The organism is Paenibacillus sp. FSL F4-0236, from assembly GCF_038000135.1.
Classification (GTDB): Bacteria; Bacillota; Bacilli; order Paenibacillales; family Paenibacillaceae; genus Paenibacillus_AQ.
Genome location: NZ_JBBOBK010000001.1, coordinates 4,117,607 through 4,132,940, shown reverse-complemented (window position 1 = coordinate 4,132,940; position 15,334 = coordinate 4,117,607). Strand labels below are relative to the sequence as shown.

Annotated in this window: 11 protein-coding genes; 5 read left to right on the top strand and 6 right to left on the bottom strand. The window is 45.1% G+C overall.

Annotated elements, in window-relative coordinates; translation table 11 throughout:
* Positions 1-209 precede the first annotated feature (209 nt).
* The 4 genes from yhbH to NSQ29_RS18705 form a co-directional block, all read right to left on the bottom strand.
* Positions 210-1,373, bottom strand: a complete 1,164-nt coding sequence (gene yhbH, locus NSQ29_RS18720) for a sporulation protein YhbH (protein WP_042193520.1) — start codon at positions 1,371-1,373, stop codon at positions 210-212.
* A gap of 86 nt (positions 1,374-1,459) precedes the next feature.
* The gene (locus tag NSQ29_RS18715; protein WP_341125817.1) at positions 1,460-3,145 is read right to left on the bottom strand and encodes a hypothetical protein; all 1,686 of its coding nucleotides are present in this window, start codon (positions 3,143-3,145) and stop codon (positions 1,460-1,462) included.
* Positions 3,142-9,879, bottom strand: coding sequence for a DUF7507 domain-containing protein (locus NSQ29_RS18710; protein ID WP_341125816.1), 6,738 nt, complete (start codon positions 9,877-9,879; stop codon positions 3,142-3,144). Before NSQ29_RS18710 ends, NSQ29_RS18715 begins: the two co-directional genes overlap by 4 nt.
* Before the next feature lie 121 nt (positions 9,880-10,000).
* Positions 10,001-10,645: a methyltransferase domain-containing protein gene (locus NSQ29_RS18705; RefSeq protein WP_340968342.1), complete on the bottom strand. Its 645-nt coding sequence runs from the start codon at positions 10,643-10,645 to the stop codon at positions 10,001-10,003.
* Positions 10,646-10,849: 204 nt separating this feature from the next.
* Here NSQ29_RS18705 and NSQ29_RS18700 point away from each other — a divergent pair, with 204 nt between their 5' ends.
* On the top strand, positions 10,850-11,317 hold the full coding sequence (locus tag NSQ29_RS18700; RefSeq protein WP_076284187.1) for a hypothetical protein: 468 nt from the start codon (positions 10,850-10,852) through the stop codon (positions 11,315-11,317).
* Between the two features lie 87 nt (positions 11,318-11,404).
* On the opposite strand, the gene NSQ29_RS18695 is transcribed toward NSQ29_RS18700, so the two are convergent.
* Positions 11,405-11,866, bottom strand: coding sequence for a hypothetical protein (locus tag NSQ29_RS18695; protein ID WP_052404212.1), 462 nt, complete (start codon positions 11,864-11,866; stop codon positions 11,405-11,407).
* 169 nt (positions 11,867-12,035) lie between these two features.
* On the opposite strand from NSQ29_RS18695, the gene NSQ29_RS18690 reads away from it, so the two are divergent.
* On the top strand, positions 12,036-12,422 hold the full coding sequence (locus NSQ29_RS18690; RefSeq protein WP_076284185.1) for a DUF423 domain-containing protein: 387 nt from the start codon (positions 12,036-12,038) through the stop codon (positions 12,420-12,422).
* A gap of 79 nt (positions 12,423-12,501) precedes the next feature.
* Here the strand turns inward: NSQ29_RS18690 and NSQ29_RS18685 are convergent, their stop codons facing one another.
* On the bottom strand, positions 12,502-13,029 hold the full coding sequence (locus tag NSQ29_RS18685) for a hypothetical protein (RefSeq protein ID WP_042186347.1): 528 nt from the start codon (positions 13,027-13,029) through the stop codon (positions 12,502-12,504).
* Positions 13,030-13,244: 215 nt separating this feature from the next.
* Between NSQ29_RS18685 and NSQ29_RS18680 the strand changes: the two genes are divergently transcribed.
* From NSQ29_RS18680 to sufC, 3 genes are all read left to right on the top strand, one after another.
* Positions 13,245-13,547: a YunC family protein gene (locus tag NSQ29_RS18680; RefSeq protein ID WP_042186349.1), complete on the top strand. Its 303-nt coding sequence runs from the start codon at positions 13,245-13,247 to the stop codon at positions 13,545-13,547.
* A gap of 243 nt (positions 13,548-13,790) precedes the next feature.
* Positions 13,791-14,252: a Dps family protein gene (locus NSQ29_RS18675; RefSeq protein WP_042125852.1), complete on the top strand. Its 462-nt coding sequence runs from the start codon at positions 13,791-13,793 to the stop codon at positions 14,250-14,252.
* Positions 14,253-14,537: 285 nt separating this feature from the next.
* Positions 14,538-15,320: a Fe-S cluster assembly ATPase SufC gene (sufC, locus tag NSQ29_RS18670; RefSeq protein ID WP_042186351.1), complete on the top strand. Its 783-nt coding sequence runs from the start codon at positions 14,538-14,540 to the stop codon at positions 15,318-15,320.
* The last annotated feature ends 14 nt before the right edge of the window (positions 15,321-15,334 follow it).

The window sequence follows — 15,334 nt, the reverse complement described above, 5'->3', positions numbered from 1 at the left end:
TTGTAGAGTTTACAACTCATTTGGAATATGACTCTTGCCATCTATTTTCTGAGTGGTAATAAAAGTATTGTGGAACGGTTTAGGACAGTTGAATAGATTTCCGTTATGAAAAAAAACCTCCCCTCCCAAGCTCTGGAATGGAGGTTTTTTTATATGGGTAGGACAATAAAACAGGTAGTCTAGCTGTGGGCTATAATCAAACGTAGGAATTATGAATTAACAGTGCCCTTTTGACTGAAGAAGGTCTTTAGCGCCTGGTACACTTCTTTTTTATCTTTAATGACATAATGCATGAATTGCTCGTGCTTCAGATGACGATAAGCGGACATTAGTGTGCTGCTGCGGTTGTACTGATTCACTTCCCCGTAACCAAACATATTGCTTCGTTTTAGCAGTTCTCCAATTAGCTTTACACAGCGTTCGTTGTCGGAGGTGAGGTTATCGCCATCAGAGAAGTGAAACGGATAAATGTTGTACTGCGCTGGCGGGTATCGGCTGTCGATAATCTCAATCGCTTTTTGATAAGCTGAGGAACAGATGGTTCCTCCACTCTCTCCGCGGGTGAAGAAATCATGCTCGCTGACCTCTTTAGCCTCCGTATGGTGGGCGAGAAAGACAATCTCCACCTTCTCATACTGGCGGCGTAGAAAGCGGGTCATCCAGAAGAAGAAGCTGCGAGCGCAGTATTTTTCAAAAGAACCCATCGAACCTGACGTATCCATCATCGCAATAATGACCGCATTGGAGTGAGGCGTTCGAATGTCATCCCATGTTTTGTAGCGCAGATCATCAGGACTTATGCTGTGAATGCCGGGATTACCTCTGCTTGCATTACGCCGAAGGTTCTCCAGCAGGGTACGTTTCTTATCGATGTTGGACATCATGCCTTTTTTACGAATATCGTTGAAGATGATGGATTTAACCTCGATCTCTTCCTTATTCTTGGGCTTCAGATGTGGCAACTCCATATCCTGAAACAAGATGTCCTCCAGATCCTCCAGATTGACCTCTGCTTCCACGGTGTCCTGACCGGGTTGATCGCCTGCTTTTTCCCCTTTGCCGGGCTGTGCCGACTGTGAATCCCGCCCAAGTACATCACCGACCTGACTTTCCCCGTCGCCCTGTCCTACATGCTTTTGCTTACGAAAGTTATAGATAATTCGATATTCATCCAGACTGCGAATCGGAACCTTTACAATCTGCTTACCGCCTGACAAAATAATATTTTCTTCGGTCACGAGATCCGGCAAATTATCCTTGATAGCTTCTCTGACCTTTTGCTGATGACGTTCCTGATCCTGATGGCCTTTGCGATGAAGGGACCAGTCTTCTTTTGAGACTACAAAGGAAAAGGGACCAGATGATTGCGACAGGATGACCACCTCCCATGGAATATAAATATTTATGTTTTGGGGTTGTAACTAAAGTATATTCATGGGGATGGGGGATATGTGATTTCTTATTCACTGATCTCTTCCACAGTCAATATATAACTGTTCGACTGGCTCTCGCCAGTGTATTCACGTCCATCCAGATTGAAGAAGTATGGAGCGGTTACTAGGCCTTTAAGGAAACGACCCAGTACATGTTCACTAACCCTGACAAAATAATGGATGTTTACAGTGGTAGCAGCTTTGACTGTCCCTAGCGACAAGATACCGTTAAATGAAGATTGTGGATTTGGAATCCCATCAATCACAATGCTGCTAGGATCAATAAGACATTCCTCCGGTGTGAGCCGATCAAGGGATACTTCTGCTGGCCAATTCCCACTATTCGTTAGGGAGATCCAGCATTGGACATGTTCTCCTTCTTCGACAAGGGTAGGCTTTGCATGAGTTTCGAGAGAAATGATAGGCAAGACTATTAAGGTAGTAACGATATTGGAACGAGAGGTTTGTCTTACTGTCCGTCCGTCCGGGAGCACAAAAGTATACTGAACACTGCCATGATTTTGGACAGCTGCGTGGGCATGAATGTTTATAGCTGCAGGAATGCTCACTTGAAAGACCACGACCGCTGAAGTTCCGCCTCTTAATGTGCCTAGCTGAATGCCATCAGCAGGACGGGCGCCTTTTTGCATCACTCCGTTTAAGAGAACACTATCCCATACGAAAAGAGTGCCCGAAGGGATAGCATCGGTCAGAACCGCATTTACGGCCAAGTTCCCGCTGTTGGTTACCGTTAGTTCATATCTTAGGTTGTCACCTGGAGCTGCTGTAACATGATCTACTCTCTTGCTGATGGTGACGCCTGCCAAAACAAGTGAGACAACGACGGTGTTACTCTCGGTGGTATTGGGATCGTCGTCGACGGTATAAGTGACAGCTGCATGGTTAGTCAGGTCCAAGGATGAGGGGATCTCAGTAACTCGAACGCGAAAGGTAATATCAATGCTTAGGTCTTTATCAAGTTGACCAATTAATATTCCTTGCGTAGGCTCTGATTCTGGATAATAGACGCCACCTGCAATGACACTCCCTGGAATGAACACAGATCCGTTAGGAATAGAAATCGTTGTGATGATTTGGTTTAATAGGCTGCTACATTCGTTCGTAAGCCGTAATGTATAGGTAATTACATCACCTATAAAAGAGGTCGGAGTGCTTGCAGACAACAAGGTAGAGAGCTGGTAGGAGCGTAAAGAAACTAGTACGGAATTAGAATATAAATCTCCATTAACGATTCTTCCCTCGGGTGTGGCAAAAGAAAAACGGCCCAGTGCTTTATTTTGCAGCACTAGTGAAGAGGGAAGTGAAATGATAACCACTTGAAAGGCGATGCTCACTTGACTCTGCGGAGCAATAGAACCTAGCGGTATGCCCGAAGACGGTGTAGCCCCTGGGAGAGGCACACCGTCTCTAAGCACGCTGTTGGAAATAAAGGATACACCCTCTGGAAGAATGTCATACACGGTTAGCGAAGCATCTGTGTTTCCATTATTAGAAGCTTTAATGGTATACACCAGAGTGTCACCTAAAGAGGCATGGAGTTTGTCTGTACTCTTCAGCAATGAAAGCACGGGGCCCACGACCGGGGTGTTAACGGTATTGGAATAGACAATGCCGTCAACACCCGCTGCCGAGTTGAAGAGTACCATAGATTGATTGGTTACGACAGGTTGGGTACGTGAGCCGGGAATCATAACGCTACTACCTGAACCTGGAAGGTGATGGTTGAGGAAGCGCCAGCAGCAATCGTTCCGATGGCAATGCCGGAAGCCGGGCTGCCATTAGGTCGTGGGGTTCCGTCTACAGTGATGCTGCCTGTTACAAACTGGCTGCCTGCTGGAATAGGGTCAACCATGATGACGTTATTGACTGGTGAAATCCCTAAGTTGGTAACAACAATCGTATAGGTGATGATATCGCCGACAACGGCATCAATAGAAGTAGTGCTCTTAACGACACTTACATCCGGAGAAGAGACAGGGATAATTAGGACATTTGAAAGTGAAGTTCCGGTGAGCAGACGGCCATCTGGTGGTGTGAATGAGAAAGTTGCTGAAGCCTGATTGACTAACTGCTGCGGCGACGGGAGGGAGGCTACTGTAACCTGCAGGGTTATGGTCACTGTTACCGTGCTTCCCGGCGCAACTGCTCCAATATTTAATCCAGTAGACGGGTCGGAGCCTGGTTGTGGCACACCATTAACGAGCACGCTGTTTGGAACGAAAATAGCTCCGCTAGGAATCGTGTCAGTTATGACTACATTTGCTATGAGGTTACCAGTATTAGTCACATTTAAGGAGTAAGTAATCGTATCTCCGACAGTTGCGGCGGTTCTGTCTCCCCCTTTGACTACAACGATGATAGGCTGATACACCGGAATAACAAGTGTATTAGAGAATGAGGATCCCGAGAATGCTCCAGATGTAAAGCTGACGGAAGCTTGATCGGTGAGCGTGGCAGGATTAGGCAGTACATTGACGATAGTGTTGAACGAAATATTGACCGAAACGCCCGGTGCAATTGTGCCGAGCGAGATGCCATTCGCTGGATTGGCATTAGGACGTGGAGTGCCATCAACGATCACACTGCCAGCAACAAACGAAGAACCTGCTGGTATTGGATCACTGATGTTTACGTTGCTGATATTGGCGATTCCGCTATTGGTAACTGTAAGGTTGTAGGTAATTGTATCGCCAACAACGGCATCTGTTGCTGGTGATGACTTAGTTACGATCACATTCGGTGAGGATACCGAAATCGTTGTCGAATTGGAATTGATCGAACTGTTAAACGTCCGCCCATCAGGCAAGGTGTAAGCAAATGCTACCGATGCTTGGTTAATTAGTTGCTGGCTTGCTGGCAGTGTTGAAATGAGTACTGAGAACATAACAGATAGTGTTGCACCTGCGGATATAACACCGAGTGGAATGCCAGCCGCTGGATCTGCTCCCGGAGCTGGGGCACCTTGAATGAGCACACTGTTTGGCACAAATGTTGTTCCAGATGGGATAGTATCACTCAGAGTAGCCAAAGCCCCGTAATTCCCTGAATTGGTTACATTAATCGTGTAGGTAATCGTATCTCCGACGGTCGCTTGAATTGAATTCGAGCTTTTTGCTGCGGCTAGAATCGGTAAGTAAATAGGCGTTGATACAATATTAGAGAAGGCAACATTCGAGAGAACTCCAGAGGTGAAGCTCACCGTTGACTGGTTATTTAGGAGGCCTGAAGGTGGCAATGAGACTGTATTCACTGTGAATGCCACAGTTACAGTTACACCTGGTGCAATACTGCCCAAGGTTACCCCGGTGGAAGGGCTACCCCCTGGACGAGGCACACCATCTACTAATACACTGCCAGATACAAATGTGGTACCCGCAGGAAGTGCGTCTGTGAAGACTGCGTTATTTACCGTTTCGATTCCGTTATTGGTAATTGTAACTGAATAGGTGATCGTGTCTCCAACTGTAGTTGATGTGGTAGGCGTAGATTTTACTACAGCCAGATTTGGTGAAGAGACAGGGATAGTAATTGTATTGGATAGGACGGAACCGCCAAGTGTGCGGCCGTCAGGCAAAGTGAAGCTATACGCTACGGTACCCTGATTGACCAACTGCTGAGGATTGGGCAGTGAGGTGATATCAACAGTGAATATTACTGCAGTAGTAGCACCGGGTGCAATAACTCCAGCTGGAATCCCCGTAGATGGATCTGCTTGCGCTAAGGGCAGTCCATTAATGAGCACACTATTCGGAACGAAGGTGGTACCCGCAGGAATATTGTCCGTAATGATTAAGCTTGCCGGATAGTTTCCTGTGTTACTCACGGTCAGGGTATAGCTGACAGCGTCACCTGTTGTAGCGTTATTCGTACTTGCTGTTTTGACGACCGAGATGTTCGGCTGGTAAACAGGGATGGTAACGGTATTGGAGAAAGTCGAACCGGAAAAAACGCCTGATGTAAAGGTTACGGATGCCTTATTGATAAGTGTAGCAGTAGGAGGAACAGAGGTCACGGTAACACTGTAAGCAACCAGAGCTGAAGCTCCAGGCGCTAAGGTACCAATTGATATCCCCGAAGAAGGATTCAGGTTGGGGAAAGGTACTCCGTTCACGGATACGCTACCCGTTACAAAAGCAGCACCTGCTGGTGTTGGATCATTAAGGATTATGCTATTGACAGCTTCTATACCGTTATTTGAAATATTTACGTTATAAGTGACCGTATCTCCGATCGCTACGGAAGTTGAGGTGGAGCTTTTGACTACCACGATATTAGGAGCTGAGACCTGTAGTGTGACGGTATTAGATACAGCAGTTCCGCTTAAGGGTCTACCGTCAGGCGGAGTAAAGGTGAAGCTTGCAGAAGCCTGATTGCTGATTTGTTGTGGTGATGGCAAGGAAACGATATTAACAGAGAAGCTAACAGGGACACTGGTACCCGGCGCGACATTTCCTACAGCTATGCCGGTATTGGGTGCTGCACCTGGTTGCGGCATGCCTCCTACAATAACACTGTTAGGATTGAAGACAGTTCCAGTAGGAATGTTGTCGGTTAAGGTTACATTTGCAGCAAGATTACCTGCATTACTTACAACCACTGTGTAGATGACGGTATCACCTACAACAAGAGCATCGGCATCACCATCTCCATCGACGGCACTTTTTAATAAGGAGATCTGTGGCTGAATGACTGGTGTGCTAGTAATGTTGGATGAAGAAGAACCGGAGAATACACCGGATGTAAAACTGACGGATGACTGATTATTAATTTGTGATGGTATCGGCATCGTTATCCTCACCTCGAATGTTACGGTAGCTGTGGCGCCTGGACCCAGACTACCGATTGGAATGCCGGCGGACGGAACTGCTAGCGGCTGAGTAATGCCGCCTACAATTACGGTTCCGGGAATAAAAGCTACATTCTCAGGCAGAGGATCGCTGAGAATGATGTTGCTTACAGTAGCTATGCTGTTGTTCGTCAATACTGAGGTGAATGTAAGGATATCGCCCGTAACGGCAGTAGCTGCATTCACACTTTTTACGACACTGACGTTAGGTGCGGATACAGGGACAGAGAGCGTATTTGATACTACATTTCCTCCGAGTTGACGCCCGTCCGGGAGGGTGAAGCTATATGTTGCCGAAGCGGAGTTCAGTAACATCTGTGAAGGAGGTAACGCTGTTATCGTGACCAGAAAGCTTACAGATACGCTGTCACCTGGTGCCAATGGGCCTACAGGGATTCCGGTTACTGGATTATATCCGGGTAAAGGTGTTCCCCCGATGATTACACTGTTCGCGTTAAATAAAGCTTGGGGTGGAAGATTATCAGTTAATAGTAGAGTGGTTGCAATATTCCCGGTATTGCTGATAAGAATCGAGAAAGACAAAGATCCTCCTACGGATGCCTGAGCGGTATTCGCGCTTTTGACCATACTAATAATAGGTTGATACACAGGGGTTACTACCGTGTTCGAAAGTGAAGAACCAGTGAAGGCACCGGATGAGAAAGACGCACTAGCTCTGTTTGTAAATTGTGATGGATTTGGTAAAGAAGAAACATTCACTCTAAAAGAGACAGTAATAGAGCTGCCAGCCGCAATACTACCGATAGATATTCCTGTACCTGGATTTGCGGCTGGTACCGATGAACCGCCAACAATAACGCTGCCTGCTACAAAAGTGCCTCCCGTAGGAATGGGGTCAGAGACGACAACGTTATTCACAGCTACGCTGCTTGTGTTGGACACTTGGACTGTGTAAGTCAGATTCTCGCCGACTGTGACATCAGCAAGGCTTGCGGATTTGGTTAGCGTAATATTTGGAGCGGAGACTGGGATGCTAACGGTGTTTGATTGGCTAGTTCCGGATAAGGATCTACCGCTTGGTAGTTGGTAGGTGTAGCTGCTGCTGCCTTGATTGTTCAGAACAGGTGGTGAAGGCAAAGATTGCACAGAGACAAGAAAGGTTACAGGAACACTAGCCCCTGAAGCTACAGTTCCTAAGTTAATTCCTGTAAGTGGAGAGTCTGTTGGTCTAGCAACTCCATTAACTGTGACACTCCCCGAGACAAAGGAACTCCCTGAAGGAATATTGTCACTGAGGACTACAGATGCCCCGATATTTCCAGAATTCTGAACATTCAACGTGTAGAGAATATTGCCCCCTACAGTGGCACTGGAAACGTTCGAACTTTTGACAATCTGGATTACAGGTTGATATACAGGAGTTGTAGTCGTGTTGGAAAGTGAAATGCCAGTAAAGGCTCCTGAGCTGAAGGATGTAGAGGATCTGTTTAATAGTTGAGCGGGAGTTGGCAATGAGATCACGTTGACCTGAAAGGTGACCGCAACGGAAACTCCAGGCGTGATGGTTCCAATAGAAATTCCTGTACCGGGATTAGCAGATGGCTGTGCCGTTCCACCTACCGTAACACTACCTGAGACTAGTGAAGTCCCAGCAGGGATAATGTCTGAAAGCGATACGTTGGTAACTGCTGCAATTCCATTATTGCTGATAACGGAGGTGTAGAGCAGTGTATCTCCTACAGCGACGTCAGCAAATCCAGCGCTTTTGAGCACTGTTACGTTGGGAGTTGTAACTGGAATAGACAATGAATTAGATGAGGCTGATCCAGCTACGGTTCGCCCATCTGGAACTTGAAAGGTGTAAGTGGTGCTCGCTTGGTCGACCAGTTGTGGCGGTGAAGGGAGACTGTTCACCACTACGCGGAATTGAACGGTAGAGCTGCCTCCAGCAGCTATCGTTCCAATAGCAATACCTGTAGCAGGATTTCCAGCGACAGGTGTTCCATTGACGGTAAAGCTACCCGCAATATATGAGCTGCCTGAAGGAATATTGTCGGTAAGGGTTGTTATAGCACCAATATTTCCAGTGTTGGTGATTTGAAGGGAATAGGTGATCTGATCTCCGACCGTCGCATTTGCAGTATTGGCAGTTTTTACAATGTTAAGAATAGGGGAATATACGGGTAAAGTTACCGTATTGGATGGAATAACCCCGGTCATGATAGGGCCTCCTGCTACACTTTGAAACGTAAAAGCAGCATTGGCGGTATTGGCTATATTTTGTGGACTTGGTGGTAATGAAGTGACTTTAGCTTGATATGTAACCGTTATTGAAGAGTTCAAAGCTAATGACCCCAAGGAGATGCCTGCTGTAATATCAAAGGTGGGTCTTACAACACCGGCTACTACTACACTTCCAGTGACAAAGGTTGAGCCTGCTGGCAGAGCATCTGATAAAACGACGCTAGCTGCACTCGCTGTACCAGTGTTACTGACAGTTACAGTATAAGTTACCGTATCCCCGACTATAGGGCCGGACACATTGGCACTTTTAGTAAGGTTTATTTTGGGTGCATTTATATCTACTTGTATGGCATTTCCATTAAGCACATAAGCGTCACCAGAGGTAGTTAATTGTAAAATCGCTGAAGACTGATTATTTGCAAGTCTGGCTGACACGTCAACATTAGTAATGTCCCAGCCTTGTCGGCCACCGATGATGTTGGTTCCTGGATTCCCGTTCGTCTGATTGCGTGTTCCAAATGTTCCAGTTGTATTGAGATTACCTGTATCATTGTTGATTTGTGATGCGAAAAAGTTGTTAGCAAAGTTATTGGGGCCAGATAACGCTACGAGTGTAGCAGCAGTTGGACCAAACAAGGCCTGGTCGCCTGAACGGTTTGCATCTCCCTCCTGTGCGCTGAATAATGCTCTGCCTCCAAGCGCACCTGTTATTGGTGTTGCGAACCCAGTTATCGTAGTTGAAACCGGGGCTGATGTTGCCTGTACTAGTATTGCACCTGCCCGAAGGGACATATTGCGGAATGGGAGGGCTGTATTCTGGTAGATAACACCTAAAGTCCAGCCGGCATGGTTGGCTGTCGAGTCTCCTGGAATTACAATTGTGCCTACAACGCCGCCTGTAGTATAGGTACCGGCACCACCTTGTTGTATAATGCTGGTTACATTGGCGGAACGGACATATGCAGAAGCACCACCTCCCAAATCGACTACGTTACTCGTTGCAGAATCAGGTGTAACGCTAAATGAAGTCCCGGCAGGGGTAATGAAGGTGACTGGGTTGTTTATCGCCGAACTGAGGTTTACGGTTCCATTTATATAGGTGCCACCCCATATCAGCTCTGCATACAGCACTGTGCTACCTGAAGGAAGGACCAGTATGGCTGCTGAACTATTGCTTGTATAAAGACTAGTCGTTCCGTTAGGGTAAGTTCCAAAAATAGACGATGTATTGACAGTGGTAAAGCCACCGATGCTGTCCTGTGTCCCAGGTACTCCGACTGTATCAGAGCGACTAAGTCCAAGTGTGTTGCCCGTAAATGTGATAGCACCGGTCGCATTGATCGTTGCCCGTACGACTAGTGGAATGATTCTCACCTCCTTCGAGGTTAATTTTCTTTTAAAAAAGTGAACCGTCCCATAGTCAGGACGGCACAGTTAATACCTGTATGTTAGCCTATGATGTAATTCGGGTATAATTGTATGTCCCATCAATAAATTATAGGAAATTTTGTCTATCGTGTGATTTTAGCCTGCGTTTCATAAGAACACGCGGTTCAGCGTAAAGCCCTCTACTCATCAATTCCAGCTCATGAATAGAAATATTTTCTTTGATTACGGTGAAATGGTACATGATTTCATGCACAACATTGGCTTGAAGCGTCTTTAGTATTTCTAGTTCTTCTGTTTCATAAAGAGGATCTTCATAAGGGTATTGATAGAAAAGCTCCATCCGCAGCAATCGATAATCGAACGGCGGCACCGGGATGGGATAGTCAGGAATCGATGGGCATACTGGACCGGACGGGGGCTGGAAAAAGGATCCTGTGAAATACCTCGGAGTATATTCATCAAACTTCTGCTTAAAGGAAGGATTGGACATATGAACAAAACTGTGGGCATACGGGGCCAGTATACAAACAATGGCTTTGTGGGTGCTAATTCTGTGAATTTCCGACATAACCGCGGATAAATCGTCGATATAAGGTAATACACGACTAGCCATTACAAACTCGGCGGTATTGTCCGGCAAAGGGATGCCTTGGCTAATGTCACAGACAATATCTACGTTGGGACCCGCGATGCGATCGATCCCGAGATAACCTGCTTCTTTACTGGATCCGCAGCCGATATCGATTCTCAAGGGGACCACTCCTTAGGGATAAATCAGGCTCAACACTATTGTATTAATCTCGCTTAAGCCTGCATCCGGCGGATGCCTATTAAAGATTGGAAGTTACTAAAAATAACGTATTATGAAACCTTAGCAGAGTTGATACGTTTATAGGAGTAGGCTTATAGAAAATGACTTTGCAAACAACCGCTAAACATAGAGGAGGCAGTCAACATGAAAAAACAACGTTCCTTACCCGCTATAGCTGCAATCGCAGCATTAACGCTAGCCCTAACCGCTTGCGGTGCTACTAATAATTCAGCACAGCCATCTGCAGAACCAAGTGCAACAGCTTCTCCAGTGCCAACAGAGGAGACCACAAGCACACCCGTACCTACAGAAGGTACAAGTACCACTGCACCAACAGAGAATCCAAGTACTCCCGCACCCAAACCTACTGCAAATCCAGAAGCTAAAATTCTTAAAGGAACAGGCGTTTACGTCGGCCAAATAGATAGTCATTCTGTTGAGATTGAGACCAAAGAAGGTCCTACGGCTTTTGAGATCACAGCAGGTATGGAGAGCGTTATTGAGAAGTTAAATACGGATGATCCTGTAGCTTTTGAATATGTTGAAAAAGCAGTGGAAGGCGATGCTACAGTTAAACAGCGTGTACTTTCGAAGCTGTCACTTGCAAAATAAAGAAACGCTATCATTTATGAATAACAAAAGGGCTGCTCCTGATTGATTTCAGGAACAGTCCTTTTGTCTTGGAATTAGAAGTGAACGTTATAGCGTCCCGGCATTGACTAAGAAAATAGTAATAAGCAGCATAAAGAGTAGGATAATCACACCGTTGATGATAGTGCCTATAACGCCGAAAACCTTACGTCTCTTCCGGATGGAAAGCCCAATAATGCCGATGACAACACCAATTACATTAAGAGCTGAAAGAATAATAACAGTCATTCCAAGAAGCATGATGGACTGCGATGATTCGGCTAATAGATTCGAGTTCTCGTTAACCATGGAAGAAGCCTTCATAATAATGAAAACGAAGAGAGCTGCATAACCCATTATGGTCACGAGGCTGATGATGAAAGAAGCAATACCAGGTCCAGAGTGTTGCAGGTCATGATCTACTTTCTGGTACGAATACGACGAACCAGCACTTGGCTGACTCAGATCAGGTTGGGTATTTCCTACCTCTGCTGTAGGCGCGTCAGATTTTGAGAGAGAATTAAGGTCCATAGGTTGCACTCCTTGAGAGATAAGAATGAAATGTTGTTAATATCCACTTTTTCATATTGATGCTAAAAAAGCAACCCCTGATTGTGGCTAATTCGTAAATGGCTGCTGGAAAAAGCAATCGGTAATCGTTTATGATAGAAGAAGTCTAATATTAAGGAGTTGTAATCGCATGCAACGGAAACTTATGGCCTGGGGGGCTGTGCTAGCAATGCTGGCAGTAGGAGTAGGCGCTTTTGGCGCTCATTTATTAAAACCTGTTATTAGCGAAGAATATATGAAGGTATATGAGACGGGTGTACAGTATCATTTGGTACATGCGCTGGGTGTAATTCTGATAGCACTGGCTGTAGGTCAATGGGGAGAAAGTACCCGGTTACGCTGGGCAGGAAGGCTATTAATAGCAGGGACGATTTTGTTCTCTGGTAGCTTATATGTACTGAGCATCTCCGGAATTAAGGTGCTTGGAGCGATTACACCTATTGGTGGTGTATGCTTCATAGCAGGCTGGTTATGTCTGGCTGTGGAAGCATTCTCACGCAGCAAAGAGGCATCCTAAGCAATCAAGTTACAGAAGTTGATAAATAAGCATCCGTTCCATAAAGGGGCGGATGCTTATTTATCTGTAACGTATACGTTTACAGAAATTCGTCGATCTCATTTAAATTAAAGCTGTATACCTGTTTCTCATCCACGTGATAGACACTAATAGAGTTGGCTGCTTCATCAAAATTTAAAATACGACAGGGCATGGACACTTGTTTTCCGTACCGATTCGCTCGTAAACGTACTAATTGGTTGTTCTGAATATACTGTCGAATTTTCCCGTATGCATCAGCTGGCGTCTCAATAGCTGACTGTTGTGCAGGCAATATTGCCTGTTTATCAATCGGTTTATCGAGCTGCTTTTTAGTGGTCTTTGGTGGCAGCTTAAATGAAGTTGGAGGAGCAGAGCTTTGATTCAAAGCTAGTTTGGCAGAACGAAGCAAGCTGTCAATGGTTCTCCCCAATTCAAGACCGGAGTTAATGTTGAAATCTGTGATTTTGTCATTATTGTTCAACATTTCAAGCAGATATTGCAATGCAAGCGGGTTGGTACGGGCATTAATCAGGATGTCGACATTAAATAAATAGTTGCCGTCTGTGTGTTGTAGTTTCTCGTCCATAGATCCCCCAGCTTTTCGTTTGAACATTTCTTTACAATTATAAGAATGTAAATAAACTATAACATTAAACAAGTAATAATCATATACCTGACACTAGAGAAAATGGGACCAAGGTACTGTGTTTTTTACGAAAAGCCTAGGACTACCAACTGCACATCAGCAGGGGGTGAAGCATACATATACATCGTGGTTGGTGAATAAAGGAGGTGCTGCTATTGGTTACTATGGAGCCCATTACCGTAGGTGAACATACGCTGATCGGGGTAGAAGTTAAGCTTCCGAAAACAACGCTGCTCTCAATCAGCACAAGCCGAGGGTATATTATGTGTGGTGCGCTGGATGTTGGTTTGCTCAATGAGAAGCTCAGTGATCGGCATATTATCGCAGCCCGGGCGGTTGGTGTACGTACGCTGTCACAGCTGTTAGCTGCCCCATTGGAGTCTGTAACCATAGAAGCGGAGCGTCTAGGTATCGTACCCGGCATGACGGGTGCGGATGCATTACTTCTCATGGTCTGACTGAACAATCTTACAAAATCCAAAACACAAGAGGCCAATGGCCTCTTGTGTTTTTTTGCAAGAATCAGAATTTGAACATTATAGAGAGCGTCTTTAGTGTAAATAATTTAAACAGTGATTTTATGGAAGTGTTCTCCTTGTTTCGTCTTACATGCTAAGGGGTAAATTAAGAATAGACAAGTTGCTGCCGGATGAAGGATTAAGTAGCCCGGTAAATATAAAGGATAAGGATGGGATCATCTCATGGCTAAAGCATCTAATAAAGTAAATACAACATCACTGGAACAAATTTTGAATCGTCAGGTTGCTAACTTGAATGTATTGTATGTTAAAATCCATAATTTTCATTGGTACGTAAAAGGAGAACAATTCTTCTCTCTTCACGTGAAATTTGAGGATCTATATAATGAAGTGACGCTTCAAATGGATGAAGTTGCAGAGCGTCTGCTAAGCATCAAAGGAAGTCCCGCTGCAACGATGAAAGAATATCTGGAATTGGCAACGATTCAAGAAGCTACTGGTAAAGAGGACACACGTGGTATGGTCCAGTCTCTGATTGAAGACTTCGCTACTATTTCTGAAGAGTTGACAGAAGGCATTGAGCTTGCTGAGGAAATTAAGGACCAGCCTACCTCTGACATGTTTATTAAAATTCGTGGTGATCTTGAGAAACATCAATGGATGCTGCGTTCCTACCTTAGCTAAACGATAAAGTATATGAAATAAGGCTTCCTGCGGGAGGTCTTATTTTTTGCGTTAGGTGGTTACGGAAAATAGCGAAACATGCGGTGCATTAAAGGATAAATAAAAAGAGATATTTGTAAAAAGACAGGGTTTGTTATAAAATTGTTGAGAATCATTGATAATCATTGTGATTCAATTTATAATAATTATAATGTGATATAAAATCTAATTGTGCTGGGAATCAGGATCATCCTGTTTCAATACAACTTTTGATTTCGCAAATCGATCAATGGAGGGAATAATATTATGGCAGCAGATTTTGTCATTGAGGGACTTAAAGCGACGATTGAGGGAAAAGAGATTTTGAAGGGGATTAACCTTCAAATGAAAGGTGGCGAAATTCACGCCATCATGGGACCAAACGGTACAGGTAAAAGTACCTTGGCGTCAGCTCTTATGGGTCACCCTAAATATGAAGTAACTGAAGGAACAGCAACACTTGAAGGTGAAGATCTTCTGGAGATGGCGGTTGATGAACGCGCACGTGCAGGTCTTTTCCTTGCTATGCAGTACCCAAGTGAAATTTCCGGAGTAACAAACTCCGATTTCTTGCGCTCTGCCATTAATGCCCGTCGTGAAGAGGGAAGCGAAATTTCTTTGATTCGTTTTATCCGTCTTATGGAAGCGAAGATGAAAGAACTGGACATGAATCCTGAGTTCCTACACCGTTACCTGAACGAAGGCTTCTCCGGTGGTGAGAAGAAACGTAACGAAATTCTACAAATGATGATGCTAGATCCAAAAATCGTGATTCTGGACGAAATTGACTCTGGTCTTGATATTGATGCTTTGAAAATTGTTGCCGAAGGCGTAAACTCCATGCGGAGTGAAGATCGCGGTTTCCTGGTTATTACCCACTATCAACGTCTCTTGAACTACATCAAGCCTGATTTTGTACATGTTATGATGCAGGGCAGAATTGTAAAATCCGGTGGTCCTGAGCTTGCACAACGTCTGGAAGCAGAAGGCTACGAATGGATTAAAGAAGAACTTGGAATTGAAGACGAAACAGTAGGGCAAGACGCGTAAGAAACGCCAGGAAG

What these genes read in the sequence shown, in the direction of transcription:
- NSQ29_RS18715 (WP_341125817.1), bottom strand. Translation starts at nt 3,145, where the DNA reads ATGATTCCCGGCTCACGTACCCAACCTGTCGTAACCAATCAATCTATG.
- NSQ29_RS18700 (WP_076284187.1), top strand. Translation starts at nt 10,850, where the DNA reads ATGAAAAAACAACGTTCCTTACCCGCTATAGCTGCAATCGCAGCATTA.
- NSQ29_RS18695 (WP_052404212.1), bottom strand. Translation starts at nt 11,866, where the DNA reads ATGGACCTTAATTCTCTCTCAAAATCTGACGCGCCTACAGCAGAGGTA.
- NSQ29_RS18690 (WP_076284185.1), top strand. Translation starts at nt 12,036, where the DNA reads ATGCAACGGAAACTTATGGCCTGGGGGGCTGTGCTAGCAATGCTGGCA.
- NSQ29_RS18685 (WP_042186347.1), bottom strand. Translation starts at nt 13,029, where the DNA reads ATGGACGAGAAACTACAACACACAGACGGCAACTATTTATTTAATGTC.
- NSQ29_RS18675 (WP_042125852.1), top strand. Translation starts at nt 13,791, where the DNA reads ATGGCTAAAGCATCTAATAAAGTAAATACAACATCACTGGAACAAATT.
- sufC (WP_042186351.1), top strand. Translation starts at nt 14,538, where the DNA reads ATGGCAGCAGATTTTGTCATTGAGGGACTTAAAGCGACGATTGAGGGA.